Annotated in this window: 27 protein-coding genes and 1 tRNA gene; 11 read left to right on the plus strand and 17 right to left on the minus strand. The window is 69.5% G+C overall.

Annotation, left to right across the window (positions count from 1 at the left end; translation table 11 throughout):
• Both E1218_RS19845 and E1218_RS19850 read right to left on the minus strand, forming a co-directional pair.
• On the minus strand, nucleotides 1–304 hold a 304-nt coding region (locus tag E1218_RS19845; RefSeq protein WP_132322291.1), incomplete at its 3' end, for a DMT family transporter.
• Nucleotides 304–903: a flavodoxin family protein gene (locus E1218_RS19850; protein ID WP_132322293.1), complete on the minus strand. Its 600-nt coding sequence runs from the start codon at nucleotides 901–903 to the stop codon at nucleotides 304–306. The genes E1218_RS19850 and E1218_RS19845, both read right to left, overlap by 1 nt.
• Nucleotides 904–992: 89 nt before the next feature.
• On the opposite strand from E1218_RS19850, the gene E1218_RS19855 reads away from it, so the two are divergent.
• From E1218_RS19855 to E1218_RS19875, 5 genes are read left to right on the plus strand one after another with little or no spacing between them, the layout of a single operon-like run.
• Complete coding sequence (locus E1218_RS19855; RefSeq protein WP_233712336.1) at nucleotides 993–1,577, plus strand: TetR/AcrR family transcriptional regulator; 585 nt, start codon at nucleotides 993–995, stop codon at nucleotides 1,575–1,577.
• Between the two features lie 57 nt (nucleotides 1,578–1,634).
• On the plus strand, nucleotides 1,635–3,035 hold the full coding sequence (locus tag E1218_RS19860) for an ABC transporter substrate-binding protein (RefSeq protein ID WP_132322297.1): 1,401 nt from the start codon (nucleotides 1,635–1,637) through the stop codon (nucleotides 3,033–3,035).
• Between the two features lie 10 nt (nucleotides 3,036–3,045).
• Nucleotides 3,046–4,119: an ABC transporter ATP-binding protein gene (locus tag E1218_RS19865; protein WP_132322299.1), complete on the plus strand. Its 1,074-nt coding sequence runs from the start codon at nucleotides 3,046–3,048 to the stop codon at nucleotides 4,117–4,119.
• Nucleotides 4,116–5,090, plus strand: a complete 975-nt coding sequence (locus tag E1218_RS19870; RefSeq protein ID WP_132322301.1) for a carbohydrate ABC transporter permease — start codon at nucleotides 4,116–4,118, stop codon at nucleotides 5,088–5,090. Before E1218_RS19865 ends, E1218_RS19870 begins: the two co-directional genes overlap by 4 nt.
• Nucleotides 5,087–5,965, plus strand: coding sequence for a carbohydrate ABC transporter permease (locus tag E1218_RS19875; RefSeq protein ID WP_132322303.1), 879 nt, complete (start codon nucleotides 5,087–5,089; stop codon nucleotides 5,963–5,965). The genes E1218_RS19870 and E1218_RS19875 overlap by 4 nt, the downstream gene beginning before the upstream one ends.
• A gap of 17 nt (nucleotides 5,966–5,982) precedes the next feature.
• Here E1218_RS19875 and E1218_RS19880 read toward each other — a convergent pair whose 3' ends face one another.
• The 3 genes from E1218_RS19880 to E1218_RS19890 are packed head-to-tail and all read right to left on the minus strand — an operon-like array spanning nucleotide 5,983 to nucleotide 7,982.
• Nucleotides 5,983–6,177 carry an exodeoxyribonuclease VII small subunit gene (locus E1218_RS19880; protein ID WP_132322349.1) on the minus strand — a complete coding sequence of 65 codons (195 nt, stop codon included), beginning with the start codon at nucleotides 6,175–6,177 and terminating at the stop codon, nucleotides 5,983–5,985.
• 17 nt (nucleotides 6,178–6,194) lie between these two features.
• Nucleotides 6,195–7,415 (minus strand): exodeoxyribonuclease VII large subunit, encoded by a 1,221-nt coding sequence (gene xseA / locus E1218_RS19885; RefSeq protein ID WP_132322305.1) that lies wholly within the window; start codon nucleotides 7,413–7,415, stop codon nucleotides 6,195–6,197.
• 9 nt (nucleotides 7,416–7,424) lie between these two features.
• On the minus strand, nucleotides 7,425–7,982 hold the full coding sequence (locus E1218_RS19890; protein ID WP_132322307.1) for a TetR/AcrR family transcriptional regulator: 558 nt from the start codon (nucleotides 7,980–7,982) through the stop codon (nucleotides 7,425–7,427).
• 288 nt (nucleotides 7,983–8,270) lie between these two features.
• Here E1218_RS19890 and E1218_RS19895 point away from each other — a divergent pair, with 288 nt between their 5' ends.
• The 3 genes from E1218_RS19895 to E1218_RS19905 all read left to right on the plus strand — a co-directional run bounded on the left by E1218_RS19895 (nucleotide 8,271) and on the right by E1218_RS19905 (nucleotide 10,032).
• Nucleotides 8,271–8,768 (plus strand): HAD domain-containing protein, encoded by a 498-nt coding sequence (locus tag E1218_RS19895; protein WP_202866103.1) that lies wholly within the window; start codon nucleotides 8,271–8,273, stop codon nucleotides 8,766–8,768.
• Nucleotides 8,769–8,853: 85 nt separating this feature from the next.
• Nucleotides 8,854–8,929: transfer RNA gene (locus tag E1218_RS19900), tRNA-Met, on the plus strand.
• A gap of 62 nt (nucleotides 8,930–8,991) precedes the next feature.
• The gene (locus tag E1218_RS19905; protein ID WP_132322309.1) at nucleotides 8,992–10,032 is read left to right on the plus strand and encodes a 4-hydroxy-3-methylbut-2-enyl diphosphate reductase; all 1,041 of its coding nucleotides are present in this window, start codon (nucleotides 8,992–8,994) and stop codon (nucleotides 10,030–10,032) included.
• 111 nt (nucleotides 10,033–10,143) lie between these two features.
• Here E1218_RS19905 and E1218_RS19910 read toward each other — a convergent pair whose 3' ends face one another.
• The 4 genes from E1218_RS19910 to E1218_RS19925 all read right to left on the minus strand — a co-directional run bounded on the left by E1218_RS19910 (nucleotide 10,144) and on the right by E1218_RS19925 (nucleotide 13,662).
• On the minus strand, nucleotides 10,144–10,593 hold the full coding sequence (locus E1218_RS19910; RefSeq protein ID WP_132322311.1) for an SRPBCC domain-containing protein: 450 nt from the start codon (nucleotides 10,591–10,593) through the stop codon (nucleotides 10,144–10,146).
• Entirely contained in the window at nucleotides 10,590–10,949 is a 360-nt protein-coding gene (locus E1218_RS19915; protein ID WP_132322313.1) for an ArsR/SmtB family transcription factor, read from the minus strand. Before E1218_RS19915 ends, E1218_RS19910 begins: the two co-directional genes overlap by 4 nt.
• Before the next feature lie 114 nt (nucleotides 10,950–11,063).
• The gene (locus E1218_RS19920; RefSeq protein ID WP_132322315.1) at nucleotides 11,064–12,254 is read right to left on the minus strand and encodes a glycoside hydrolase family 64 protein; all 1,191 of its coding nucleotides are present in this window, start codon (nucleotides 12,252–12,254) and stop codon (nucleotides 11,064–11,066) included.
• A gap of 238 nt (nucleotides 12,255–12,492) precedes the next feature.
• Complete coding sequence (locus tag E1218_RS19925; RefSeq protein ID WP_132322317.1) at nucleotides 12,493–13,662, minus strand: DNA recombination protein RmuC; 1,170 nt, start codon at nucleotides 13,660–13,662, stop codon at nucleotides 12,493–12,495.
• 214 nt (nucleotides 13,663–13,876) lie between these two features.
• On the opposite strand from E1218_RS19925, the gene E1218_RS19930 reads away from it, so the two are divergent.
• Nucleotides 13,877–14,407 carry a GNAT family N-acetyltransferase gene (locus E1218_RS19930; protein ID WP_132322319.1) on the plus strand — a complete coding sequence of 177 codons (531 nt, stop codon included), beginning with the start codon at nucleotides 13,877–13,879 and terminating at the stop codon, nucleotides 14,405–14,407.
• 55 nt (nucleotides 14,408–14,462) lie between these two features.
• Nucleotides 14,463–15,539, plus strand: a complete 1,077-nt coding sequence (gene ychF, locus E1218_RS19935; protein ID WP_132322321.1) for a redox-regulated ATPase YchF — start codon at nucleotides 14,463–14,465, stop codon at nucleotides 15,537–15,539.
• A gap of 27 nt (nucleotides 15,540–15,566) precedes the next feature.
• Here the strand turns inward: ychF and E1218_RS19940 are convergent, their stop codons facing one another.
• Nucleotides 15,567–16,466 (minus strand): dienelactone hydrolase family protein, encoded by a 900-nt coding sequence (locus E1218_RS19940; RefSeq protein WP_132322323.1) that lies wholly within the window; start codon nucleotides 16,464–16,466, stop codon nucleotides 15,567–15,569.
• 278 nt (nucleotides 16,467–16,744) lie between these two features.
• Between E1218_RS19940 and E1218_RS19945 the strand changes: the two genes are divergently transcribed.
• On the plus strand, nucleotides 16,745–17,470 hold the full coding sequence (locus E1218_RS19945) for a class I SAM-dependent methyltransferase (RefSeq protein WP_132322325.1): 726 nt from the start codon (nucleotides 16,745–16,747) through the stop codon (nucleotides 17,468–17,470).
• Here the strand turns inward: E1218_RS19945 and E1218_RS19950 are convergent.
• From E1218_RS19950 to E1218_RS19975, 7 genes are all read right to left on the minus strand, one after another.
• Nucleotides 17,454–18,395: an aminoglycoside phosphotransferase family protein gene (locus tag E1218_RS19950; protein WP_202866104.1), complete on the minus strand. Its 942-nt coding sequence runs from the start codon at nucleotides 18,393–18,395 to the stop codon at nucleotides 17,454–17,456. The two genes, E1218_RS19945 and E1218_RS19950, sit on opposite strands and share 17 nt — an antisense overlap.
• A complete protein-coding gene (locus tag E1218_RS19955) occupies nucleotides 18,395–19,045 on the minus strand; it encodes a LysE family translocator (protein WP_202866105.1) in 651 nt (216 codons plus the stop codon). Before E1218_RS19955 ends, E1218_RS19950 begins: the two co-directional genes overlap by 1 nt.
• 115 nt (nucleotides 19,046–19,160) lie before the next feature.
• Nucleotides 19,161–19,337, minus strand: coding sequence for a DUF5302 domain-containing protein (locus E1218_RS36175; RefSeq protein WP_165949345.1), 177 nt, complete (start codon nucleotides 19,335–19,337; stop codon nucleotides 19,161–19,163).
• 96 nt (nucleotides 19,338–19,433) lie between these two features.
• Entirely contained in the window at nucleotides 19,434–19,856 is a 423-nt protein-coding gene (locus tag E1218_RS19960; RefSeq protein WP_132322329.1) for an SRPBCC family protein, read from the minus strand.
• Nucleotides 19,846–20,163: an ArsR/SmtB family transcription factor gene (locus E1218_RS19965; RefSeq protein ID WP_132322331.1), complete on the minus strand. Its 318-nt coding sequence runs from the start codon at nucleotides 20,161–20,163 to the stop codon at nucleotides 19,846–19,848. The genes E1218_RS19960 and E1218_RS19965 overlap by 11 nt, the downstream gene beginning before the upstream one ends.
• A 39-nt stretch (nucleotides 20,164–20,202) precedes the next feature.
• The gene (locus E1218_RS19970) at nucleotides 20,203–22,275 is read right to left on the minus strand and encodes an alpha/beta hydrolase (RefSeq protein ID WP_132322333.1); all 2,073 of its coding nucleotides are present in this window, start codon (nucleotides 22,273–22,275) and stop codon (nucleotides 20,203–20,205) included.
• 26 nt (nucleotides 22,276–22,301) lie between these two features.
• A complete protein-coding gene (locus tag E1218_RS19975; protein ID WP_132322335.1) occupies nucleotides 22,302–23,366 on the minus strand; it encodes a class I SAM-dependent methyltransferase in 1,065 nt (354 codons plus the stop codon).
• Nucleotides 23,367–23,460: the final 94 nt, after the last annotated feature.

Raw genomic sequence — 23,460 nt, forward strand, 5'->3', positions numbered from 1 at the left:
GCCGGAGTCCGACGACCCCGGTGACGATCAGGGTGATGCAGGCCAGGCGGGCCGGGGTGACCGGCTCGCCGAACAGCAGGATGCCCAGGCCGACCACGCCGATCGACCCCAGACCGGTCCACACCGCGTACGCCGTACCGACCGGAAGGCGGTCCAGGGTCTTGGCCAGCAGGACGACCGAGATGACGCCGAAGACCAGTACGCCGACGGTCGGCCAGAGCCGGCTGAAGCCTTCGCTCGGTTTGAGGCTGAGTGCGAACGCGATCTCGAACGCGGCCGCGGCGAGCAGCACCAGCCACGCCATCAGGCCGCCAGAGCTCCGCGCAGGTGCCGCAGCGTCACCACCGCGACGCGCACGCCGAGGGCCTCCGCGGTCCGCAGGTCCGTGGCCGGCGGAGCCTTCTCCGCGGACAGGTCGGCGTCGGACTGCGCCATCGCGCCGAGCCAGCTGCCGAGCCGGTTGAGGTCCTCGATGCTCGCGGTGCTCTCCGCCCAGCCGGGGTAGATGTCCAGGCCGACCCAGATCATCCCGTGCTGCGCGGCGAACACGGCCAGGTCGACCAGGCTGTTCAGCTTGTCGCCGGACATCGCCTTCGAGTTGGTGAACCCGGCGGCGATCTTGTCCCGCCAGGCCAGGTTGTCGGCCCAGGCCCGCACACTCTCCTCGGCGAACCTCTTGAACACCCAGCTCGGGCTGCCCATGTACGTCGGGGCGCCGAAGACGATCGCGTCCGCGGCGGCGAGCCGCGCCCAGACGTCCTCGGTCAGCTCGTCGAGCGGGACCAGGTCGGCGACCGCCCCGGGGACGCTCGCCGCGCCGGCTGCCACCGCCTCGGCCTGCCTGGCGGTGTGGCCGTACCCGGAGTGGAACGCGATCGCGATCCGGGCGGGGTTGTTGCTCATGCTTCCTCCGAAGTCGTTAGCGGACTACAGTCCGTCTTATGAACGACCATATCGGACCACGGTCCGCTTCGCAACGCGATCTACCGGTCGTGGGACAAGCGCGTCCCGAACGGGCGGACGCGCGCAGGAACCGGCTGCGGGTGCTGGAGGCGGCTGAGCGGCTGTTCGCCGAGCACGGCGTCCGGAACGTCTCGCTGGACGCGATCGCCGCCGAGGCCGGCGTCGGCAAGGGCACGGTGTTCCGCCGCTTCGGCGACCGGGCCGGGTTGTCGGTCGCGCTGCTCGACGAACGCGAGCAGGAACTCCAGGCCAAGATCCTCACCGGCCCGCCGCCGCTAGGACCCGGCGCTCCCGCCGTCGACCGGGTGACGGCGTTCCTGGACGCCTATCTCGATCTGCTCGACCGGCACGTCGAGTTGTTCGTCGACAGCGAGAACGCCTCCGAGGGCGCCCGCTACCGGATCGGCTCCTACCGTCTCTGGCACCGCCACCTGGCGCTCCTCGTCGAACAGGCCCGTTCCGACCTGGACGCCGACTACACCGCCCACGCTCTCCTCGCTCCGCTGGCCGCCGACCTCCACCACGCCCTCCGCGGCGCCGGATTCGAGCTGGATCGCCTCAAGACCGGCCTCCGTGTCGCCGCCGAGACCCTTTTGCGACCCGCGAGAAGTTGACTAGTCAAGATTTCCGAGAACAGGCTGGGCGGAAGAGTCTCGCGCTGGAGGTGCGCGATGGACGAACAGACTCGGATCTCTCGCCGGAGCCTGTTGTGGCTGACCGCCGTGGCAACTACGGCCGCGGCCTGTGGTGACGCCGGAGACGACGCGGGGCCGCCGGAGGCGACCGTGCCCGCGCCCAGCCCGACCATGTCCACGCCGGCGTCGAAGTTGTCCGGCGACCTGCGGATCCTGCTCTGGAGCCACTTCGTGCCGAGCCACGACAAGTGGTTCGACCAGTTCGCGAAGAACTGGGGCAAGGAGGTCGGCGTCAACGTCACCGTCGACCACATCAACAACACCGAGATCGTGGCCCGGACGGCGGCCGAGATCCAGGCCCGGCAGGGTCATGACCTGATCCAGTACATCGCGCCGCTGTCGCAGTTCGAGCCGAGCGTGGTCGACCTGAAGGACGTGGCCGAGGAAGCGGCCAACCGGTTCGGCGAGCAGTTGGAGCTGTGCGTCAAGTCCAGCCAGAACCCCGCCACCGGCAAGCACTACGCCTACTCGCCGGGCTGGGTGCCCGACCCCGGTGACTACCGCAAGAGTCTGTGGGAGTCGGTCGGGCTGCCCGACGGTCCGACGTCCTGGGAGGACCTGCTCCGTGGCGGTGCCGAGATCAAGAAGTCCAAGAACATCCAGATGGGCCTGGGCATGTCCCAGGAGATCGACTCGAACATGGCCGGCCGGGCTCTGATGTGGTCGTACGGCGCCTCGATCCAGAACGAGGACGAGGAGGTGGTGATCAACTCGCCCGAGACGGTCGCCGCGGTGGAGTTCATGCAGCGCCTGTTCAAGGACACGATGACGAACGAGGTCTTCTCCTGGAACCCGGCGTCCAACAACCAGGGGCTGATCGCCGGCCAGATGTCGTACATCCTGAACTCGATCTCGGCCTGGCGCACCGCCCAGGAAGCCAACCCGGAAGTCGCCGACGACATCTATTTCACCCCGGCGCTGAAGGGCCCGAAGACCTCGCTCGCGGCGCAGCACGTGATGTACAACTGGATCGTCCCGAACCATGCGCGCAACGTCGACGCGGCCAAGGAGTTCCTGCTGCACTACACGGCCAACTGGCCGTCGGCGACGTACCACTCGAAGCTCTACGACCTGCCGGCGTTCCCCCGGCTGGTGCCGCAGCTCAACGGCTGGCTCGACCGGGACCCGTTCGGCGCGAAGCCGGAGAACAAGCTGGGGGTGCTCAAGAACGCGATCGAGTGGAGCACGAACATCGGCCACCCGGGGCCGGCGAACACGGCCGTCGGCGAGGTGTTCGCGACCTTCGTCATTCCCAACATGTTCGCCAAGGCGGCACGCGGGGAGCTGAGTCCCGAGCAGGCGGTCGCCGACGCCGAGCGGCAGATCAGGCCCATCTTCGACAAGTGGCGCCGGCGCGGTCTGGTCGGCGGAGTGTAGGTGAGATCGCGTGGCTGTCGTCGAGGTGCGTGGGCTGCGCAAGGTGTTCGAGGGCGGGCGGGCCCGCCGTCGCAGGGCACACGGCCGGGTCAACGCGGTCGACGGCGTGGACCTGGCCACCGCCGAGGGCGAGTACCTCGTGCTGCTGGGGCCGTCGGGCTGTGGGAAGACCACGCTGCTGCGGACCATCGCGGGCCTCGAGCAACCGACCGACGGTGAGGTCCGGATCGGCGGGCACGTGGTGAACGAACTGCCGCCCCGGGCCCGCCGGGTCGCCATGGTGTTCCAGAGTTACGCGCTGTACCCGCACAAGACCGTCCGCGCCAACATCGTCTTCCCGCTCAAGGCGCAGGGGATCGACAAGGCGGAGTGGGCGGCCAAGACCGAGTGGGCGGCCGAGTTGCTGGGCATCGGGGCGCTGCTCGACCGGCGGCCGCGCCAGCTGTCCGGCGGTGAACGGCAACGGGTCGCGCTGGCCCGGGCGCTGGTCCGGGAGCCGAGCGTCTTCCTGCTCGACGAGCCGCTGTCCAACCTCGACGCGAAGCTGCGGGCGAGTGCGCGCGACGAGCTCAAGCGGTTCCAGCGCCGGGTCCGGACCACGACGATCTACGTCACCCACGACCAGGTCGAGGCGATGGGCCTCGGCGACCGGATCGCGGTCATGTACGCCGGCCGGATCCGCCAGCTCGGCCCACCGGTCGAGGTGTACGACGACCCGGCCGATACCTTCGTCGCCACATTCCTGGGGTCGCCGCCGATGAACCTCGTGCCGCGGGACGGCGTACTGGTGGGCTTCCGGCCCGAGCACCTGCTGCCGGAGAAGCTGGTGCACGGAGACGATCGGCTGGTGGTGCCGTTCCAGGTCGACCGGGTCGAGCACCTGTCCGGCGATCGGCACCTGTACGGCACGGTGCGTGGTCTCGGCGCCGAGACGAGAGTGATCGCCCGGCTGCCGGCGACTGTGACCGCGGCGGTCGAGTCCGGGGGGGAACACCAGTTCGCGGTGCACGCGGACCGGCTCCGATTCTTCGATGCCGGCAGCGGGGAACGCACCGATCCCGTGTCGGTGCGGACCGGGTCATGACCGAGCGATCGCTGTCCCCACCCCGCGGTTCCGGCCAGGGCGACGCCGTACCGCCGCAGGCCCCGGCGCCGGTCGACCTGCGGGTACGGCGACGCTTCGCCGACCGCGACCGCCTCCTCGCCTGGGTGTTCCTGCTGCCGTCCATCGGGTACATCGTCGCGCTGGTCGCGATCCCGTTCTTCCTGGCGATCGCGTTCAGCTTCAGCGATGTCACCGCCGGGGACCCGAGTTTCGACTGGGCCGGACTGCGCAACTACCAGAACGTCTTCGACGACCCGGTGTTCTGGCGGTCGCTGCGGAACACCATCGTCTTCACGGTCGTCTCGATGGCACTGATCGTCGTACTCGGGAAGGTGCTCGCGAACATCCTGATCGCCGACTTCCGGGGCAAGTGGCTGGTTCGCTTCCTGGTCCTGCTGCCCTGGACCACGCCGGTGGCGCTGTCCACGATCGCCTGGCTGTGGCTGCTCGACTCGGTGTTCTCGCCGATCGACTGGGTGCTGCGCGAGCTCGGGGTGATCGAAGCGAACATGTACTGGCTGGGCAAGCCGGATCTCGCGATCGGCTCGGTCATCGTGGTACACGTCTGGCGGCTGGTCCCGCTCGCCGCGGTGATCATGATGGCCGGCCTGGTGGCCATCCCGAAGGACGTCCAGGAGGCGGCCTCGGTCGACGGCGCCGGGTTCTGGCGGCGGATGTTCGAGATCACCATCCCGCTGACGATGCCGATCATCGCGGTGGCGGCGCTGTTCGGGGCGATCCTGACCTTCACCGACATGGCGGTCGTCTACGTGCTGACCAGGGGCGGTCCGACCAACTCCACCCAGGTGCTGGCGAGCTGGGCGTTCTTCCGCGGGATCGAGGGCGGGGACGTCGGCCAGGGTGCGGCGATCGCGTTGTTCCTGTTCCCGCTGCTGCTGGCCGCGGCGATCGCAATCCTGCGCGCCGTCCGCCGGATGGACGTCTCATGAGCAGGACCGACATCGAGCACTTGCGGCGCCGGGCGCGCCGGCATCATCGCGCGTCCCGGGTCGCCGTCTACCTGCTGGCCGTGCTGGCGGCACTCGGTGCGGCCGGGCCCTTCATCTGGGCGGGGATCACCGCGTTCAAGGAGAACCGGGACCTCTACCGGCGCAGCAACAACCCGTTCCTGTTCAACCTGACCCCCACCAGCGAGCACGTCAGCTATCTGTTCAACAGCACGGATTTCCCGACCTTTGTGTGGAACACGCTGTGGGTCGGCCTGCTGGTCACCGCGATCACGCTCGGCCTCGGGCTCCCGGCGGCGTACAGCTTGGCCCGGCTCGACCGTCCCTGGTCGGGGCCGATGGCGATCGCGATCTTCTTCGTCTACCTGGTGCCGCCGACCTTGCTGTTCCTGTCGCTGTCGCGGGTGGTCGTGGCCGCGGGTCTGCAGGACCGCACCTGGTCGCTGGTGCTCGTCTACCCGACCATCACGATCCCGGTCTCGGTCTGGCTGCTGATGGGTTTCCTGCGATCGATTCCGAAGGACATCGAGGAACAGGCGATGGTCGACGGGTACAGCCGGCTCGGTGCCTTCGTCCGGATCGTCGTACCGCTGATGTTCCCGGGCGTGGTGGCCGTCGTGGTGTTCGCGTTCACCCTGACCGCTAGCGAGTTCATCTACGCGCTGGCGTTCGTCTCACCGTCGGGGGAAAAGCCGATCAGCACCGGCGTACCCACTGCTCTGGTCCGCGGTGACGTCTTCTTCTGGCAGTCCCTGCAGGCTGCCACCATCCTGGTCGCGGTCCCGATCGCCCTGATCTTCAACCTCTTCCTCGAACGTTTCATCGCCGGCTTCACCCACGGCGCCGTCAAAGGCTGACCGAGAGACGTCGAGGATCAGTTGGGTTTGCGGTCGTGGGCGGCCTGGGCTTTGGCGAGGCGCTCGCGGGCGCCGTCGAGCCAGCGTTGGCAGGTGGCGGCGAGTTCCTCGCCGCGTTCCCAGAGGGCGAGGGACTCCTCGAGCGAGGTGCCGCCGGCCTCGAGTTTGCGGACCACCTCGACGAGCTCCTCCCGGGCCTGCTCGTAGGACATCTCCGGACGGTCGCCGCTCACGTGTTCTCCTCGGTCTTGACTTCGACAGCGAATCGGCCGTCGCTGACGCGCGCCTGCAGCAGGTCGCCGGCAGCCACCTGCGCCACTTCCCGGACGGCGGTCCCGTCGGCCAGCTGCAGCACCGAGTATCCGCGCTCCAGCGTCGCCTTCGGGGACAACGCCCGTACGCTCGCCAACCGGTGGGCGATGTCGTCACTGGCCCGGTCGAGCCGGTGCGTCAGCGTCCGCCGGCTCCGCTCGACGAGCGCCGCGACCTCGTCCGACCGCCGCTGCAGATCCGTCACCGGCGCCGCGAGCGACGGCCGGCTGCGAATCGCCGCCAGGGCGTGCGTCTCCCGCTCCAGCCAGCTGGTGATCGCTCGCAGGCCGCGCTCCCGCAGCAGCCGGACGCCGTCCAGCTCCTCGCGCACGTCGGGCACGATCCGCTTGGCCGCGTCCGTCGGCGTCGACGCCCGCAGATCCGCGACCAGGTCGAGCAGCGGCGAGTCCGGCTCGTGCCCGATCGCGCTCACCACCGGCGTCCGCGCCTGCGACACCGCCCGGATCAGGCCCTCGTCGGAGAAGGGCAGCAGGTCTTCCAGCGACCCGCCGCCGCGCGCGATCACGATCACCTCGACCGACTCGTCCGCATCCAGCTTCCGCAGCGCCGTCATCACCTCGCCGGCCGCCGCGGGTCCCTGGACCGACGCGTACTCGACCCGGAAGGCCACCGCCGGCCACCGCCGCTTCGCGTTCTCCAGGACGTCGCGTTCGGCGGCCGAGTCCCGCCCGCAGATCAGCCCGATCGTGTGCGGCAGGAACGGCAACGCCTTCTTCCGGTACGACGCGAACAGCCCCTCCGCCGAGAGAAGCTGCTTGAGCCGCTCGATCCGCGCCAGCAGCTCACCGATGCCGACGTGGCGGATCTCGTTCACGGCGAGCGCGAGCGTGCCGCGGCGGGCGAAGAAGTTGGGTTTCGCGTTCACCACCACCCGCGACCCGTCGGTGACCGGCGGGTCGACCGCCTCGAACACCCGGCGGTTGCAGGTGAACCGCAGCGAGATGTCCGCGTCGGTGTCGCGCAGCGTGCCGAACACGGTCGTCGTCCCGCGCCCGATCGACACGTCGGTCAGCTGGCCCTCGACCCAGACCGCGCCGAGCTGGTTGATCCAGCTGGCGATACCGTTCGCGATCGTGCGAACGGCCGCGGGCGCATCCGGCGAGGTCTCCAAAGCCACCCCCAGACCCTACGGCCCGCCGCCGACAAACCCTCGGACGCCATGCTCGACGACCTTTTCCAGCAGCCCGTCAGGCAGTACGCCGGGGAGCGTCAACTGCTCGAGCATGAAGCCACCGATGGTCAGGTAGAACAACAGCGGGTCGCCCGGAAGCCCGTGCTCCCGGTGGAGCCGGATGTTCTCGTCCAGGTTCGCCCGTACTCGTTCGGCGAGCGCCTCCTGGAGTGCCGGCCGGCGGGTGGCCTCCAGCCGGAGCTCGAGGAGCGCGAGGTAGCCGGCGCGATCCCTCGTCAGCCGGTCCCGCAGCAGTTGCGGGAGCGAGGTGAGGAACTCGGGGGACGGCGGCTGGCCCAGGTGCGCCGAGTCGGCGCCGAGGCGGTCGTGGACGCGCAGGCCGGACTGGAGCAGCAGATCGTCCCGGCTGGAGAAGTAGTTCGACGTCGTCCCGTTCGGCACGCCGGCCGTGACGTCGACCGAGCGGAACGTCAGCCCGCGCGCGCCGTCCGCGGCAAGTACCTCGATCGCCGCGTCCACGAGCGCGGTCCGGCGTTCCGGATTGGCGCGCATCGAACTCCCCAATCAGATCACTACGATCAGAGTACTCTGACTGGAGTGGTTTGTGCTCGGCTCGACGCGCCCAACAAGGTCTTCGACACTGTCCTGATGGGCCGGGAGAGGTGGGAGCTGGGCAAGGCGCTCGGCCACACGAACAGCTACCCGCGCCTGCGCACCTCTGTCTTCTCCCGCACGCTGACGGAACGCCCGGATCCAAGAGTCGAGCTCGTAGCCACCGACCCGTGGCGAAAACCCGGGAACTCCGGCAGGAGGACGGATACTCACCTACTGGATGGCCTGATGCGCCCACTTCTGCTGCTCGACTTCGACGGCCCGCTGAATCCCCATCGGGCCAAGGAAATTCCGCCCGGCTACAGCCGGCACGAGATCGTCGAGGGCACCAAGACCTGGCAGGTGCTGCTGAACCCGCGGCACGGCGTGGAACTGAACTCCCTCGCCGAGGTGTTCGACCTGGTCTGGGCGACCTCGTGGGAGCACGGAGCGAACCGGCTGCTCGGACCGCGTCTCGGTCTCCCTGAGTTGCCGGTGATCGTCTGGCCGTCACGAACGCCCGTACTGCGGGGGTCGTGGAAGACGCCGTACGTCGCCGAGTGGGTGGGGGATCGTCCGTTCGTGTGGGTGGACGACGAGGTGGGGCGTGATGATCAGGCTGGTTTCGGCGACCGTCAGGTGGTGTACGCCGTGGATCCGGGGATCGGGCTCGGCGACGCGGACTTCGCGACGATCCGCGGGTACGGATATTCCTTTGCCGGTAAGGAGTTCCGGCCTCATGATTGAGGTACTGGAAACACCTCCCGGAGGAGCCGTCCGGACAGGGCGGACGGCTCCTCGACGTCCATCAATTGCCCTGGGCAACGTCTGTGCCAGGGTGGCGCAGTGGGCAGCGCGCACCCCTCATAAGGGTGAGGCCGCCGGTTCGATCCCGGCCCCTGGTACCACCGCGCGGTGACGCTGGTCACAAATCCGGGCGACTCGGGCCCTGTGCCATCCGGCCCGTACCATGGGGGACGTGACTGCCCAGCCTGAGAACACGCCTACGACGACCGCGGTGAGGACCAAGCGGGTGCTGCTCGCTGCGCCACGTGGGTACTGCGCCGGCGTGGACCGGGCCGTCGTGGCGGTCGAGAAGGCGCTCGACCTGTACGGCCCGCCCGTGTATGTGCGCAAGGAGATCGTGCACAACAAGCACGTGGTGCAGACCCTGCAGGCGCGCGGCGCGATCTTCGTCGACGAGACCGACGAGGTACCCGAGGGTGAGACGGTGATCTTCTCCGCCCACGGCGTCGCCCCGGTGGTGCACCAGGAGGCGGCCGCGCGACAGCTGAAGACAATCGACGCGACCTGCCCGCTGGTCACCAAGGTGCACCACGAGGCGAAGCGGTTCGCCGCCACCGACTACGACATCCTGCTGATCGGCCACGAGGGCCACGAGGAGGTCATCGGGACCAGCGGTGAGGCGCCGGAGCACGTCCACCTCGTCGACGGCCCCGGCGACGTACCGAACGTGACGGTCCGTGACCCGGAGAAGGTGGTCTGGCTGTCCCAGACCACACTGTCGGTCGACGAGACGATGGAGACGGTCCGCCGGCTGCGCGAGCGGTTCCCGAACCTGCAGGACCCGCCGAGCGACGACATCTGCTACGCGACCCAGAACCGCCAGGCCGCGGTCAAGAAGCTCGCTCCCGAGGCCGACCTGATGATCGTGGTCGGCTCCCGCAACTCCTCGAACTCGGTTCGCCTGGTCGAGGTCGCGGTCGAGCACGGCGCCAAGGCCGGCTACCTGGTCGACTACGCCGCCGAGATCGACGAGGCCTGGCTGGAAGGCGTCGACTCGGTCGGTGTCAGCAGTGGCGCCAGTGTGCCGGAGGTGCTGGTCCGCGACGTCCTGCGCTGGCTGGCCGAGCGTGGGTACGCCGAGGTCGAGGAGATCACCACGGCCGAGGAGAGCCTGACGTTCGCCCTGCCCCGGGAGCTCCGCAGCGACCTCAAGGCGGCCGGACTGCCCACCACCGGTACGTCGGACCACGCCTGGACCATCTGACCATCCCAGCCCCGGCTCGAGACCTCCCGGCCACCCGGGTACGTCCTACCAGTCCCGATCGGCGGCCTCGTCCATCACTAGTGCACGTCTCCCGAGCCTGCGCCGAGCCGGTCACCAACTGCCGGTCACGTAGTGCGCGAGAACGTAGTCCCAGCCCGCGGTGTAGCCGGCGCGGGCCCTCGCGCCGTCAGGGCGGCGTTCCCAGCCGGTGTGCACCAGCTGCACCTCGGTGCCACCGGCGACCGCGGTGAACGTGACCGTCACGTGTCCCGCCTGCTGGGGATCCGTTCCCGGATGCCAGGTGAAACCGACCGATGTCGGCGGATCCCAGTCGGACACCGTGCCCCACGACCCCACTTCGCCGTCCTCGTCGTACTCGACGATCCGTCCGCCGACAGCACCCTCGAGCCGCACCTCGCGGGCCTTCTCCTGGGCGACCGAATGCGTCGCCAACGGCCACCACGCGGACATCTCGGCGGTGAACACCGCGAACGCCCGGTCCGGCCCGACCGGCACGACGACCGTCTTCACCAACGGCGCAAGTTCCTGGTCCACGCTCATCCCCGTTCCTCCACTTCCTCGCCGGCTGTCGCCGCCTCGGTCCGCCGGACGTGGCCGGCGTACGCCTCGAGGGCGTCGTCCCAGAACCGGTCCAGCCAGGCGCGCAGGTCGTCGAGCCCGGTCCGGTCGACGCGATAGATGTTCCGCGTGCCGCGCGACTCGTGATCCACCAGACCCACCGCCCCGAGCACCTTCAGATGTTGTGAGATCGCCGGCCGGCTCACCGGGATCCGCTCGGCCAGTCCGCCGACCGAGCTCGGCCCGCCCTGCCGCAGCGTCTCCAGGATCGCCCGCCGCGTCGGGTCCCCCAGTGCGTCCAGCACCGGCCCGGCCTCAGGCGATCCGTAAGTCCCCACGAACGGTAAGTTGCCACTAACCTACCGGGACGTCAACCCCTCAGACCGCACAAAGCAGTCCACCGCACCCGCGGCCGTACAGGCTGCGGGTGCGGTGGACCAGGGCGGGCCGGGTCAGTTGAAGGGGTCGAGGGTCAGGTACGCCTGCTGCGGGTTGCCGTCGTGCACGAGCGACTCGTGGTTGCCGACGTCGTCGAACGCGAACGCGTACGCCTTGCCGTCGGCCATCTGGGCGTGAATCTTGCGGGCGTAGTGGTTGGTGACGCCGTCCAGATAGAAGCCGGCGTTGTCGGGGTCGGGCTGGTTCGGGTTCGTCAGCAGCGTCGAACGGTTGTACCCGGCGCACAGCGTGCGCGAGATCGGGCCGCGGACCTGGTCGTTCGGTGCGTCGAGCAACTTGAAGCAGCCGAAGATGCTGGCCGAGTCGGGCTTCTGGAACGACGTGACGACCGCGCCCGAGCTGTTGGTGAAGTTCATGGTGTTGCCGGCGACACGGCCGTAGTACTTGATGCTCGGCTGGTCGCCGAACGGGGTCACGGTCAGGGTCTCCGAGCTGTACTTCGCCCACACCCGGTTCACGTAGTCGTCCATCGCGTTCCCGGGCAGCGCGCCGGTCTCGACGCCGTACAGCGGTGAGAGCGCCCGCAGGACGGACCCGTCCGGTGCGGTCTGGATCAGGTTCGCCCAGCCGCCGGGTTGCCCGCGGAGCGAGTCGTAGAAACCGTTGTAGCCGCCGGGCTTGAGGTGGCCGGTGGTCTTGGTCGATCCGTCGGCGAGCCGGACACCGACGGCGTACGGCGCGGAGAACATGTCGACCTGGGTGCTGTTGATCCACAGCCCCGCGTCGTTCAGCGTGTACTCCGACCAGTTGAACAGGATGTTGCGGTTCGGGTCGCTCGGGTTCTGGACGGCGGGCTGCACCAGGCCGCCGGTGGTCAGCTTGAAGACGAGTTTCTGGCCGTAGGAGAAGTACACCCGGCCGGAGAACTTCGGCATCCGGATGGTGAGCGACTGGCCGTTGGCCGGGCCGGCGATGGAGGCGTCCGGCGCGGGTGTCGGCGGGTTGCCGCCGGCGGGCCAGGCGTGGAAGTTGCCCGCGGCATCGGCCCAGCCCTGCTGCCCGGTGGCCAGGTTGGTGCCCAGGTTGTAGATGTACAGCGGATCGCCGCGGCCGGAGTTGTTGGTGATCTGCAGCGGGATTGTGGCGGGCACGGCCGCCGCCGGACTGTCGTTGGTCGCGGTCAGGACGCCGGCGATGCTCGCCGCGGTCACGGCGATCGCCAGCAGGTGATGTTTGATGCGCAACGTTCCTCCTCAGGTTGTCCCGTACGAGAAGGCGAGGCGCCGGCACGGCCGAGCCGCTGCGATACCAGGGCGCACCAGCCCCGCGAACCGGCGCTCAGGTCCGATCGGCGAGGGACGGTTGGATCGCCGAACGACCGGGTGAGAGCGCTCTCATCCTTCGAGACCCGGTCACCCCTGTCAACACCCCACTCCTGTCGGCTTTCCGACACCCGGGCGGAGGTTTACCGCTCGAGGGAACTCAGCCGGCCTGGGACGGCGGCCACTTGCGCGTGGGGTTCGGATCCTCCACGGCCAGGAACTCCGGCGCGGTGAGAGGACGGACGGACGCTTCGATCGACTCCATGGCGGTCAGCTCCGCCTCGGTCACGTGCAGGTCCCGGAGCTTCCGGGCGGTGATGAACACCCGGCGCTCGAACGACCCGACCGTGCCGTTGTACGCCTCGACCGCCGACGTCAGCGATCGGCCGACGCGGCCCAGGTGCTCGCCCATGGTGCTCAGGCGTTCGTACAGCTCGCGCCCCAGCTCGAAGACCTGTTGCGCGGACTCCGTCAGCGCGGACTGGTTCCAGGCGAACGCCGCCGCGCGCAGGGTCGCGATGAGGGTCGTCGGCGTCGCCAGGATCACCCGTCGCTCAGCGGCGTACTCGAGCAGGGACGGCTCGACGTCGAGCGCCGCCGACAGGAACGACTCTCCCGGCACGAAGAGGATGACGAACTCGGGTGACGGCGACAACCGCGTCCAGTACGCCTTCGCGGCCAGCTGGTCGACGTGGGTCCGCAGATGCCGGGCGTGTGCGCGCAGCCGGTCCTCACGGAAGGCGGCGTCGTCGGTCTCGGCCGCCTCCAGAAAGGCGGCCAGCGGGACCTTCGAGTCCACCACCAGGTTCTTGCCTTCGGCAAGTCTCACCACCAGGTCGGGCCGCAGCAGCCCGTCCTCGCCCACGGTCGTCGTCTGCTCGGTAAAGTCGCAGTGCGCGACCATCCCGGCCAGCTCGACGGTACGACGCAGATGCAACTCGCCCCAGCGGCCGCGGACCTGCGGCTTCCGCAAGGCGGTCGAGAGCGACGCCGTCTCCCGGCGCAGCGCCTCACCACTCATCCGCACCTCGTTGACCTGCTGATGGAGTTGGCTCTGCCAGGCGGCGCGGCCCTGCTCCAACTGGTTGAGCTGAGCGTGCAGGCGGTCCAGCGCCTCCTTGACGACTGCTTGGCCGGACATCTGTTGACCGACGGCGGTCCGCTCCCGCGTGAGTTCGACAACGCGATCCTCGGCCGCGTCCCGCTCGGCCGTCACCCGCGCGAGCTGCGCTCCGTCGCGCCCGCGCACCCAAAGCACGCCGAACACGGCCCCGAGGAGCAACCCCACGAGGAGGAACAGCAGCAGCAACAACACCGTCGTACCGGTCATGTGACAGATAGTGCCGAAGACCGCCGACAGTTTCCGGGAAGTCAGCAGTCCATGCCGCGAACGAGCAACCTGGCGGCGATCGGGATGCGGAGGCCGGCGATCCGGTTGTTCTGGGGCTGGTGCGACCGTCCAACTGGTCACAGAGTGGAGACGTCGCTTGCTCTCGGCGGGTTCGGACGGATACATGAACGGCAAGGGACGGGGAGGTGCCGGGATGGATCCGAGAGTGGTTTACGAGACGGAACGGCTCGTGGTGCGCGACTGGGTGGACACCGACGAGGACCGGGTGTTCGACATCTACCGGCGCTGGGAGGTGTCGCGCTGGCTCGGCGCCGAGCCGCGGGTGATGACCGCCCGGGACGCCGCGGCCCGGACGATCGCGCGCTGGAACGACCGCAACCAGGACTCGCTGTACGGCGTCTGGGCGGTCGAGGAGCGGTCGACGGCGACGGTCGCGGGGACCGTGCTGCTGGTGCCGCTGCCGGATCCGTCCGACGGGACCGGGAGCAAGGGCGAGGTCGAGGTGGGCTGGCACCTCCATCCCGACGCCTGGGGCCGGGGGCTCGCGACCGAGGCGGCGCGCGGCGCGATCGCGCACGGGTTCCACGGCGGTCTGGACGAGATCTACGCGGTGGTCCGCCCCGGCAACACCGCCTCGCTGGCGGTCTGCCAACGCCTCGGGATGCGCCCGCTCGGACCGACCAGCCGCTGGTACGGCGCGGACCTGGAGGCGTTCCTGATCTGAGACCGGGCAGCGCGGATTGGGGTACGGCGGGGTTCGCCGCGTACCCTTGACGCCCGTGGCACTCACCATCGGAATCGTCGGGCTCCCCAACGCGGGCAAGTCCACGCTCTTCAACGCGCTGACCAAGAACAACGTGCTCGCGGCGAACTACCCGTTCGCGACGATCGAGCCGAACGTCGGCGTCGTCGGCGTACCGGACGCCCGGCTGGGCAAGCTGGCCGAGCTGTTCGGCTCCGCGAAGGTGATTCCCGCCACGGTGCAGTTCGTCGACATCGCCGGGATCGTCCGCGGCGCGTCCGAGGGTGAGGGACTGGGCAACAAGTTCCTCAGCCACATCCGCGAGTCGGACGCGATCTGCCAGGTCACCCGGGTCTTCCGCGACGACGACGTCACCCACGTCGACGGCAAGGTGTCGCCGGCCGACGACATCTCCACCATCCAGACCGAGCTGATCCTGGCCGACCTGCAGACCGTCGAGAAGGCGATCCCGCGGCTGGAGAAGGAAGCTCGGCTGAAGAAGGAGAGCGCGGTCACGCTCGAGGCCGTCCGGGCCGCGCAGAAGCACCTCGAGGCCGGGACACCGACCATCGCCACCGACGTGGACCGCGACGCGATCCGCGAACTGATGCTGATGACGGCCAAGCCGTACCTGTACGTCTTCAACTGCGACGCCGACGAGCTCGCCGACGAGGCGCTGAAGCAGCAGATGCGGGACCTGGTCGCGCCGGCCGAGGCGATCTTCCTGGACGCGAAGTTCGAGGCGGAGCTGGTCGAGCTCGACGACGAGGACGAGGCCCGCGAGATGCTCGCCGAGATGGGTATCGACGAGCCCGGTCTCGACGTGCTCGCCCGGGTCGGGTTCGACACGCTGGGCCTGCAGACCTACCTGACGGCGGGTCCCAAGGAGTCCCGGGCCTGGACGATCAAGCGCGGCGCCACCGCCCCCGAGGCCGCCGGCGTCATCCACACCGACTTCCAGCGCGGCTTCATCAAGGCCGAGATCGTCTCGTACGACGACCTGGTCCAAGCCGGCTCGATGACCGCCGCCCGCTCGGCCGGCAAGGTCCGCATGGAGGGCAAGGACTACACCATGCAGGACGGCGACGTCGTCGAGTTCAGGTTCAATGTCTGACCGCGTTGCCGTCCGACCTGTGGAGGCTCACGACTTCGTGAGCTCCCTCGCCAGAAACTCGTAGGCGCTGTCTCGGGCCGTTGCGGGGAAGTCGTGTCGGCCGTGCCGAACCTCGACCGTTACCTGGTCGACTCCCATGGCATCGAGATTCCTACGGATGTCTTCAGCGCCGCGACTCCATCGGTCGTCGTCGGTGGCCATGATCAGATACCGACAGTGGTCAGCCACGGCGAGTACGTCTTCCACGTCGTAGGTGGCGGCGAACCCGGGTACGACGAACTCCGCCTGGAAGCCGGTATCCCGGGTGAAGGACTCCCGGTAGGGGATGCATCCGCAGTTCGACACGCTCGCGGTGATGCGCCGGTCCCACGCCGGCGCCCACATCGCCATCCTCCCGCCGTACGAGTGCCCGATGAAGCCGATGCGGGAAGCATCGGCCTCTGGCAGCGCCGAGGCATAGTCGAGGGCCACGCTGATCTCGCGCAGACAGTCCCCGAGAAGGCTGCGCCCCACGACGAGGCGAGATGACAGCTCGAACCAGGTGATGTTCTGGCCGTCGGCCCAGTTCCTGTCCTCGAACCCGATGGCGTCGGGAGCAACCGTGACAAAGCCGCGCCGCGCCAACTCGGCTGCATAGGCCTGATCCGGGTCGCCACTGATGCCGCAGACCTCGCTCTTCCCCAGATCGAACCGGCCCGCATGCTGGTGGTGGCAGAAGATGACCGGGGCCGCGCCGCTCACCCCGCTGGGGAGACAGACGAAGACCGATGCCCGTCCCGAGCTGATCGGATACGACACATGCCTCCGTACGTATCCGTCCTCCGCCTTCTCACTCTCGACCCGGACGTCAAGGGGGCCGGGGTCCTCGGCGCCTCCCAGCAGATCATGCAGGAGGGTCCGGCTCAGCGGTCTCGACTTCACTACCATGCTCGAGACCCTATGCCTCGGCGGTGCCCAGTCGGGTCGAGCGAACCTTCGGATCGTCGAGCCCGGCCAGTTCGGCCATCACCTCGGTCACCGTCGCCTCGGCCACAACAGCCTCCTTCCGTCCTCCGCGGGCCCCAGCGTTCCGAGGCCGTGTCCTGTGCGAGTCCGGGTCCGAGAGGACGCGTCATGAGATATCTGCCTGATACCCGAGAGCTTCTCGCCGCCACCGGGAGGTAAATCCGTGGCCGTCCCGGAGCGGCGCGGCCTAGGGTCGGAGCATGGTTGACGCCTTGTTCGGGGTGCCGCGGTTGGTCGCGATCTACGACGCGCTGGACGCCGGCCGGGACGATCTGCGGCACTACGTCGCGATGGTGCGCGAGTTCGGCGCTCAGCAGGTGCTGGACGTCGGCTGCGGCACCGGCGAGCTGGCGTGCCTGCTGGCACGGACCGGGATCGACGTGGTCGGCCTGGATCCGGCCGAGGCGTCCCTGGAGGTTGCCAAGAGCAAGAAGTACGCCGACCGGGTGCGGTGGATCCACGGGGATACGACCACGTTGCCACCGCTTCAGGCCGACCTGGCGGTGATGACGGGCAACGTGGCGCAGGTGTTCCTCACCGACGAGGACTGGGCGGCGACGCTGACCGGCGTGCACGAGGCGCTGAAACCGGGCGGGCGATTCGTGTTCGAGACGCGGGACCCGGCGCGGCGGGGGTGGGAGGAGTGGACCCGGGAGAAGACTCACCAGGTCACCGAGGTCCCCGGAGGCGGCACGGTGGAGACGTGGACCGAGCTGACCGGCGTCGAGCCCCCGTTCGTGTCGTTCCGGGGCAGCTACGTGTTCTCGTCGGACGGCGCCGTACTGACGTCGGACTCGACGTTGCGGTTCCGGGGACGCGAGGAGCTCGAGGAATCGCTGCGGACCGCCGGATTCACGGTGGATGACGTCCGGGACGCGCCGGATCGGCCGGGGCTGGAGTTCGTGTTCGTCAGCTCGAAGCGGTGAGCAGAGCCGTCAGGGTGTGGTGCGCGGTGCGGGACATGACCGGGTTCGTCTCGACGTAGTACCAGAGGCAGCCGATCGCCTGGGCGAAGGACCAGCCCATCCCGCGGCGCCACTCGTCGTCGTCGCTGCCGAGGGCCGAACGGAACTCGGCACGGGCGCCGGGGTCGAGGAGGTTCCAGGCCGGGGCGAGGTCCATGGCCGGATCGGCGACGGCGAACGTGCCGACGTCGATCACACCGGCGAGCCGGCGGTTCTCGGCGAGCAGGTTCCCGGGCATCAGGTCGCGATGCGCCCAGACGTCCGGATCCGTCCGCGGCGTGGTCCGCAGCTCGGCCCACAGCCGGGCGAGAGCGTCGACGTCGATCATCTCGCGGGAGCGTTCCAGCCCTCCGGCGACCGAGTCGTCCTGACTCGTGAGTACGCCGCCGCGCCAGGAGCCGGTGAACACCCGGCCCTCCGTCGGTGCCGCCCGCAACGCACGGACGAACGTCGCCAGGTCCTCGGCGAACCCGGTCGAGCCGGCGACGTCGGCGTCGTACGCGATCGTTCCCGGCAGCCAGCTGTAGACCGCCCAGGGCATCGGGTAGCCCTCACCGGGTTCGCCGAGCCCGACCGGCTCCGGAGTCGGGTACGGCGAGATCGTGTGCAGCCGGCGGGCGGCGCCGGCCTCGGCCTCGAGCTCCTTGCGCGTCCCGGCCGGGTCCGTGGGCTGGATCGGCAGCCGGGCGACGAGGTGGTCGCCGATCCGGAACAACGCGTTGACGGTGCCGTGCGAGCGGACCGGCCGGACGGCCAGGTCGCTCCACGCCGGGAACTGGGACCGGACGAGCCGGGTCACCAGGTCGGTCGTGACGTCGAGCTGTCCAGGATGCATCGGCCCGCCCCGCAGTATCTCGGAGCCGCCGGCTCCGGTCACGTCGTCCATCAGTGCGTGGCGAGCGGCTTGGCGCGGTCGGTGGCGAGCCGGACGGCGAAGACCGCCAGCGCGGTCCCGGTGAGGTAGCGGTGGATCCGCATCCAGGTCGGGCGGCGGGAGAGGAAGACGGCGACCGAGCCGGCGGTGACGACGAGGATCGCGTTCACCGCGACGCCGACCGCGAGCTGGACCAGGCCGAGGATCAGGCTCTGGGTGCCGAGGTGACCGCGCCCCGGGTCGAGGAACTGCGGCAGCAGCGAGATGTAGAGGATGGCGATCTTCGGGTTCAGCAGGCAGGTCAGCAGCCCCATCCCGAACAGTTTCCGCGGCCCGTCCGGCTCCAGCTCCTGGGTGGCGAAGACGGAGCTGCCGCCGGGGCGGAACGCGTTCCAGGCGAGCCAGAGCAGGTACGCCGCGCCGGCGAGCTTCAGCGTCGTGTAGATCTCCGGCACCAGCGCGAACAGCGTGGCCAGGCCGGCGCTGGCCGCGAGCAGGTACACGAGGAAGCCGATGCCGACGCCGGCCAGGGAGATCAGGCCGGCGCGGCGGCCCTGGGCGACCGATCGGGACACCAGGTAGATCATGTTCGGCCCCGGCACGATCACCAGGCCGAGCTCGACGAGAGCGATCCCCAGCACTGCCTCACCACTGACGAGCACGTGCGTCCCTTTCCTCGGCTGACGTTGCCGGGCCGGAGCCGAACGACGGCCCCGCATGAGTCGAGCCCCGGGCGGTGACCCGGGGCTCAGGCGGATGGATGGACAGTTGGCGGGATCAGCTGCCGGACTTGCGCCGGAATTGGCGCCTCTGCTTGTCGTTGTGCGCCTCGCCGACACCCTCACGCCGTGTCCCGGAGCCCGGGTGTGCGGTGTGGTGGGCGTTCTTCTTCTCGAGCGCTTCACGGAACTTCTTCTGCAGATCGTCCGCCGGCTTGCTGGACTTGTCGCTCATACCGTCTCCTTCAAACCGTCAGGCGTACAGGGCCACGCTAACCAACGGTGACTCCTGCCGCGACCCGATTACCGCGGGCGACCGCTCACCGGACTGTCAACGGACCTGCTGAGCGGTCAGCAGGCCGGCCAGCCGGCCGAGCTCGGGCTCCCAGCCGAGGCGGTGGTTGGCGGAGTCCTCGTCGGTCGCGAACCCACTGTGCGTGAGCAGCATCCGGGTGCCCCCGGGCACCTCGGTGAGCTCGACCTGGACCCGGGTGGGCTCGTCGTCGGTGCCGTCCCACCGCCAGCTGAAGACGAGCCCGTGCGGTGGTTCGACCTCGAGATAGGTGCCGCGGACGACGTGCGGGCCCATCTCGACCACGTACTCGCCGCCGACCCGGACGTCGGCCCGGACCGTCAGCTCCAGGTCCGGGTTCGGGCAGTACCACCGGGTCAGCAGGTCCGCCCTGGTCCAGGCGTCGTACACCCTCGCAACGGTTGCCGGAAGCACCCGTTCGATCCGGATGTCAGGTCCCATCCCCGCCTCCTCGCAGCAGTTCTTCCAGTCGGTCGACCGTGCTGTTCCAGTACGCCGTGAGGTCGCCGAGCCACGCCTCGACCTCGGTGAACGCCTCCGGCCGGATCGTGCACACCACCGTCCGGCCGGCCTTCCGCCGGGTCACCAGGCCGGCGTCCACGAGCACGCCGACGTGCTTGGTCATCGCCGGCGGCGTCATCCGGTGCGGCGCGGCGAGCTCGCCCATGGTCGCTTCGCCCCGGCTGAGCCGGGTCACGATCGCCAGCCGGGTCGGGTCCGCCAGCGCGCCGAAGGTCGTCGTCAGCACGTAGACACTTCACCAGTTGGTTAAGTGTCTGTCAAGCGCTCACAGCAGACCGGCCAGCATCCCTGCGGCCCGGGCGGCGCCGTCCGTGGCGACGGGCCGGTAGTCGGTCGGCGTGGTCAGCGCCTTCGCGATCGTCTCCGCGAGGACCAGGGGGTCGGCGGCTTCGTCGTACGTGAGCCGGTGGCCCGCGCGGTACCGGTCGAGGCGGGCGGCGACGTGGAAGTTCTGCTCGAAGTGGTGCCGCAACGGCACGTAGACGAACGGGACGCGGGCGGCGGTGAGTTCCATGCAGGTGGTGAGGCCGCCCTGGGTGACGGCGAGGTCCGCGGCCGCCAGATGCCGGTGCAGGTCCGGCAGGTAGCCCCGCAGCGTCACGCCGGGCACCGGAGGCAACGAGGCGGGATCGATCCGGGGGCCGGTGACGACGACGAAGCTCAGCCCGGGGACCAGGCGCCGCGCGGCCGGGACCGCGCCGAGAACCGCCCGCAGCAGGGATCCGCCGACCCCTGAGCCGCCGACCGTCACCACGCACAGCAGACCGTCCGCGGGATAGCCGAGGCTCGTCCGGTCGACGCGTTCGGGAACGAACCCGGTGACGTAGCCGGCGAAGTCGAAGGTGCGCTCGGTCCATTCGCGGATCCCCGGCAGTCCGGGACCGAAGGAGGTGTCGACGATGTCGTCCGGGTCGCCGACGAAGACCGAGCGGTCCCGGAGCCGGGCGAAGCGGGCCCGCTGCTCGATCATCTCGGCGTTGTAGTCGGCGGTCAGCCGCGCCTCCCGCGAGCCGCCGTCGGGCATCGGCAGCCAGCCGACGAAGTCCGTCATCCAGGCGTACGCGAACCGTTTGAGCTCCGGGTTCTCGTGCAGGAAGTAGTCCACCTCCCAGGCCTCGTCCCCGATCACCAGGTCGTACGGCGTGTCCGCCACCACGTCGGCGAAGGTGAGGAAGTTCGCCACCAGGAGCTCGTCCATCCGGCGGATCGCCTGGAACGCGTGCAGGTCGTGCTCACCCGCCTCGAACTCGATGTGCCCCGACTCGTTGTGCAGGTACGACGACGCCGGATGAACCCGTTCGCCGGCGTCCTCGAGCACGCGGGTCACCGGGTGCTGCGCCAGCCAGTCGAGCTGCAGGTCCGGATGGTGCGTGCGCAGTTCGCGAGCGATCGCGAGGTCCCGGCGGGCGTGACCCAGACCGATCGGTGACGACAGGTACAGCGCCCGCCGCGGCCGGCTGAGAGCCCGGACCCAAGTACGACGGACCGGCCGCGGCGCGACCCGGTCGACGAACTCGCGCAGCAGACCGTTCACCATGACCGGATCGCGCGCGTGCGGAGCGTGTCCGCCGCCCTCCACGGTCACCAGCGAACCACCTGTGGCCTCCGCGAGCAGTGCACCCTCCAGATGCGGCCGGATGCCGTCCTGCGCGCCGTGGATCACCAGGACCGGACAGGACACGTTCGTGAGTCGTTCCGGCGGCAGGTGGTCCTGGCGGGCTACCTCGGTGTCCACCAGTCGCTCGGGGGCGATCTCACGACCCCACCCGACGCAGTCCTCGATCTGCTTGGTGGAGTGCGGTTCGCTGAACAGCTTCCCGAAGAAGAACTCGAGGAAGTCGTCGTACCCGCCCTCCACCCAGTAGTAGCGGTTGTACTTCGCCCAGCCGTCGGTGTTCTCGTGGCGCTCGTTGAACGTCCAGTGGGTGCGCTCCTCGAGCTTCGGCGCCAGCCTGGTCGCCGGGCCGATGCATACGATCCCCAGTACTCGTCCCGGTTGCTCCAACGCCAACTGCAACGCCCACGGGCAGCCTCGCGAGAAGCCGACCAGCACGCAGGACTCGGTCCCGGTCGCGTCCAGTACGGCGAGCGCGTCCGCAACGAACTCGGAGTCGTTGTAGGCCGCGGCTCCGACCGGCCGGTCGGAGCGGCCGGAGCCGCGGCCGTCGAACGTGATCACCCGGTAGTGCCGGGACAGGTACGGGACCTGCGCCTTCCACATGCGGGACGAGACGATCGACCAGGTCGGCAGCAACAGCACCGTCGGTCCGTCGGTGCCGTGGACGGCATAGCCGATCGTTACCCCGTCACGCTCCACCGTTCCGCGCAAGCCTGTCATCGCCCCGCCCCCTTGTGGTCCATTGGTCAGGGCCGTACCTCGAACACCAGGTTGAACGGCGTCTGCGCGACCGTGCGGAACCTGGTGAACCCGGCCGCCGTGGTGACGTCCCGGATGCGGGCCGGACCGGCCTGGGTCCCCAGTGCGAGGCCCACCGGCTGCGACAATGATCCCGGCGTACACAGCAGGGTGGAGAAGCCGTAGTACACCCGGCCGACCGGGTTGAGATTGTCCTCGACGCGGTCGCCGGCCATCGGCTCGACCAGCATCCAGGTGCCGTCCGGCGCCAGCGCCTCCCGCACCCGGCGGGCCGCGCCGACCGGATCGCCCAAGTCGTGCAGGGCGTCGAACGTCGTGACGAGGTCGTAGTCCGTGCCGCTGAAGCCGGTGGCCGGCGCGACCTCGAAGCGGATCCGCCCGCCGGCTCCGGCCTCGGCCGCCCGCCGTCGCGCGGTCTCGATCGACTCCTGGTGGTAGTCCGAGCCGAGGAACTCCGACCGTGGGAACGCGTCCGCCATCAGGATCGTGGACGAGCCGTGCCCGCAGCCGATGTCGGCCACCTTCGCGCCGCGCTCCAGCTTCTCCACCACGCCCTCGAGGGCGGGCAGCCAGTTGGACACCAGGTTCGCGTTGTACGACGGCCGGAAGAACCGCTCGCACCCGACGTGGACGTCGGACGTGTGTTCGTGCCACCCGACGCCCGCGCCGCTGCGCGCAGCCTCGATCGTCTGGGTGGTGTGATGCACGGTGCCCAGTGCGAGCTGGAAGAGGCCGGGCAGGTACGCCGGATTGTTCGGGTCCGTCAGCGCCACGGCCTGCTCCGGCGGCAGCGTGTACAGGCCGGTGCTCGCGTCGAACTCGACGTATCCGCCGGCCGCCTGGGCATTGAGCCATTCGCGGGTGTAGTGCTCACTGGTGCTGGTCCGCTCCGCCAGCTCTGCCGGCGTGGCGGGGCCGTCGTCAGCGAGTGCCTGGTAGTAGCCGAGTCGGTCGCCCATCACCACGAGCGCCGCGTGCAGGGTCGCGCCCGCCTCGCCCACGGCCTGGTAGACCAGTCCCATCAGCTTGTCGCTGTCGATCGCAACAGTCATGTCGTCCGCCCCCTCTGTGCTGGATGTACGGCGAACCTAGGCAGGTGAGCTCGACCGTCGCATCAGGTGCCCCACCTGGTGCACACTGCGAGAC

The organism is Kribbella turkmenica (assembly GCF_004348725.1).
Lineage (GTDB): Bacteria > Actinomycetota > Actinomycetes > Propionibacteriales > Kribbellaceae > Kribbella > Kribbella turkmenica.

Coding starts and splice junctions, on each gene's coding strand:
- E1218_RS19850 (WP_132322293.1), bottom strand. CDS start 903: ATGAGCAACAACCCCGCCCGGATCGCGATCGCGTTCCACTCCGGGTAC.
- E1218_RS19860 (WP_132322297.1), top strand. CDS start 1,635: ATGGACGAACAGACTCGGATCTCTCGCCGGAGCCTGTTGTGGCTGACC.
- E1218_RS19870 (WP_132322301.1), top strand. CDS start 4,116: ATGACCGAGCGATCGCTGTCCCCACCCCGCGGTTCCGGCCAGGGCGAC.
- E1218_RS19875 (WP_132322303.1), top strand. CDS start 5,087: ATGAGCAGGACCGACATCGAGCACTTGCGGCGCCGGGCGCGCCGGCAT.
- E1218_RS19880 (WP_132322349.1), bottom strand. CDS start 6,177: ATGTCCTACGAGCAGGCCCGGGAGGAGCTCGTCGAGGTGGTCCGCAAA.
- E1218_RS19890 (WP_132322307.1), bottom strand. CDS start 7,982: ATGCGCGCCAATCCGGAACGCCGGACCGCGCTCGTGGACGCGGCGATC.
- E1218_RS19895 (WP_202866103.1), top strand. CDS start 8,271: ATGCGCCCACTTCTGCTGCTCGACTTCGACGGCCCGCTGAATCCCCAT.
- E1218_RS19905 (WP_132322309.1), top strand. CDS start 8,992: ATGGGGGACGTGACTGCCCAGCCTGAGAACACGCCTACGACGACCGCG.
- E1218_RS19910 (WP_132322311.1), bottom strand. CDS start 10,593: ATGAGCGTGGACCAGGAACTTGCGCCGTTGGTGAAGACGGTCGTCGTG.
- E1218_RS19925 (WP_132322317.1), bottom strand. CDS start 13,662: ATGACCGGTACGACGGTGTTGTTGCTGCTGCTGTTCCTCCTCGTGGGG.
- E1218_RS19930 (WP_132322319.1), top strand. CDS start 13,877: ATGGATCCGAGAGTGGTTTACGAGACGGAACGGCTCGTGGTGCGCGAC.
- E1218_RS19940 (WP_132322323.1), bottom strand. CDS start 16,466: ATGGTAGTGAAGTCGAGACCGCTGAGCCGGACCCTCCTGCATGATCTG.
- E1218_RS19945 (WP_132322325.1), top strand. CDS start 16,745: ATGGTTGACGCCTTGTTCGGGGTGCCGCGGTTGGTCGCGATCTACGAC.
- E1218_RS19950 (WP_202866104.1), bottom strand. CDS start 18,395: ATGGACGACGTGACCGGAGCCGGCGGCTCCGAGATACTGCGGGGCGGG.
- E1218_RS36175 (WP_165949345.1), bottom strand. CDS start 19,337: ATGAGCGACAAGTCCAGCAAGCCGGCGGACGATCTGCAGAAGAAGTTC.
- E1218_RS19960 (WP_132322329.1), bottom strand. CDS start 19,856: ATGGGACCTGACATCCGGATCGAACGGGTGCTTCCGGCAACCGTTGCG.
- E1218_RS19970 (WP_132322333.1), bottom strand. CDS start 22,275: ATGACAGGCTTGCGCGGAACGGTGGAGCGTGACGGGGTAACGATCGGC.
- E1218_RS19975 (WP_132322335.1), bottom strand. CDS start 23,366: ATGACTGTTGCGATCGACAGCGACAAGCTGATGGGACTGGTCTACCAG.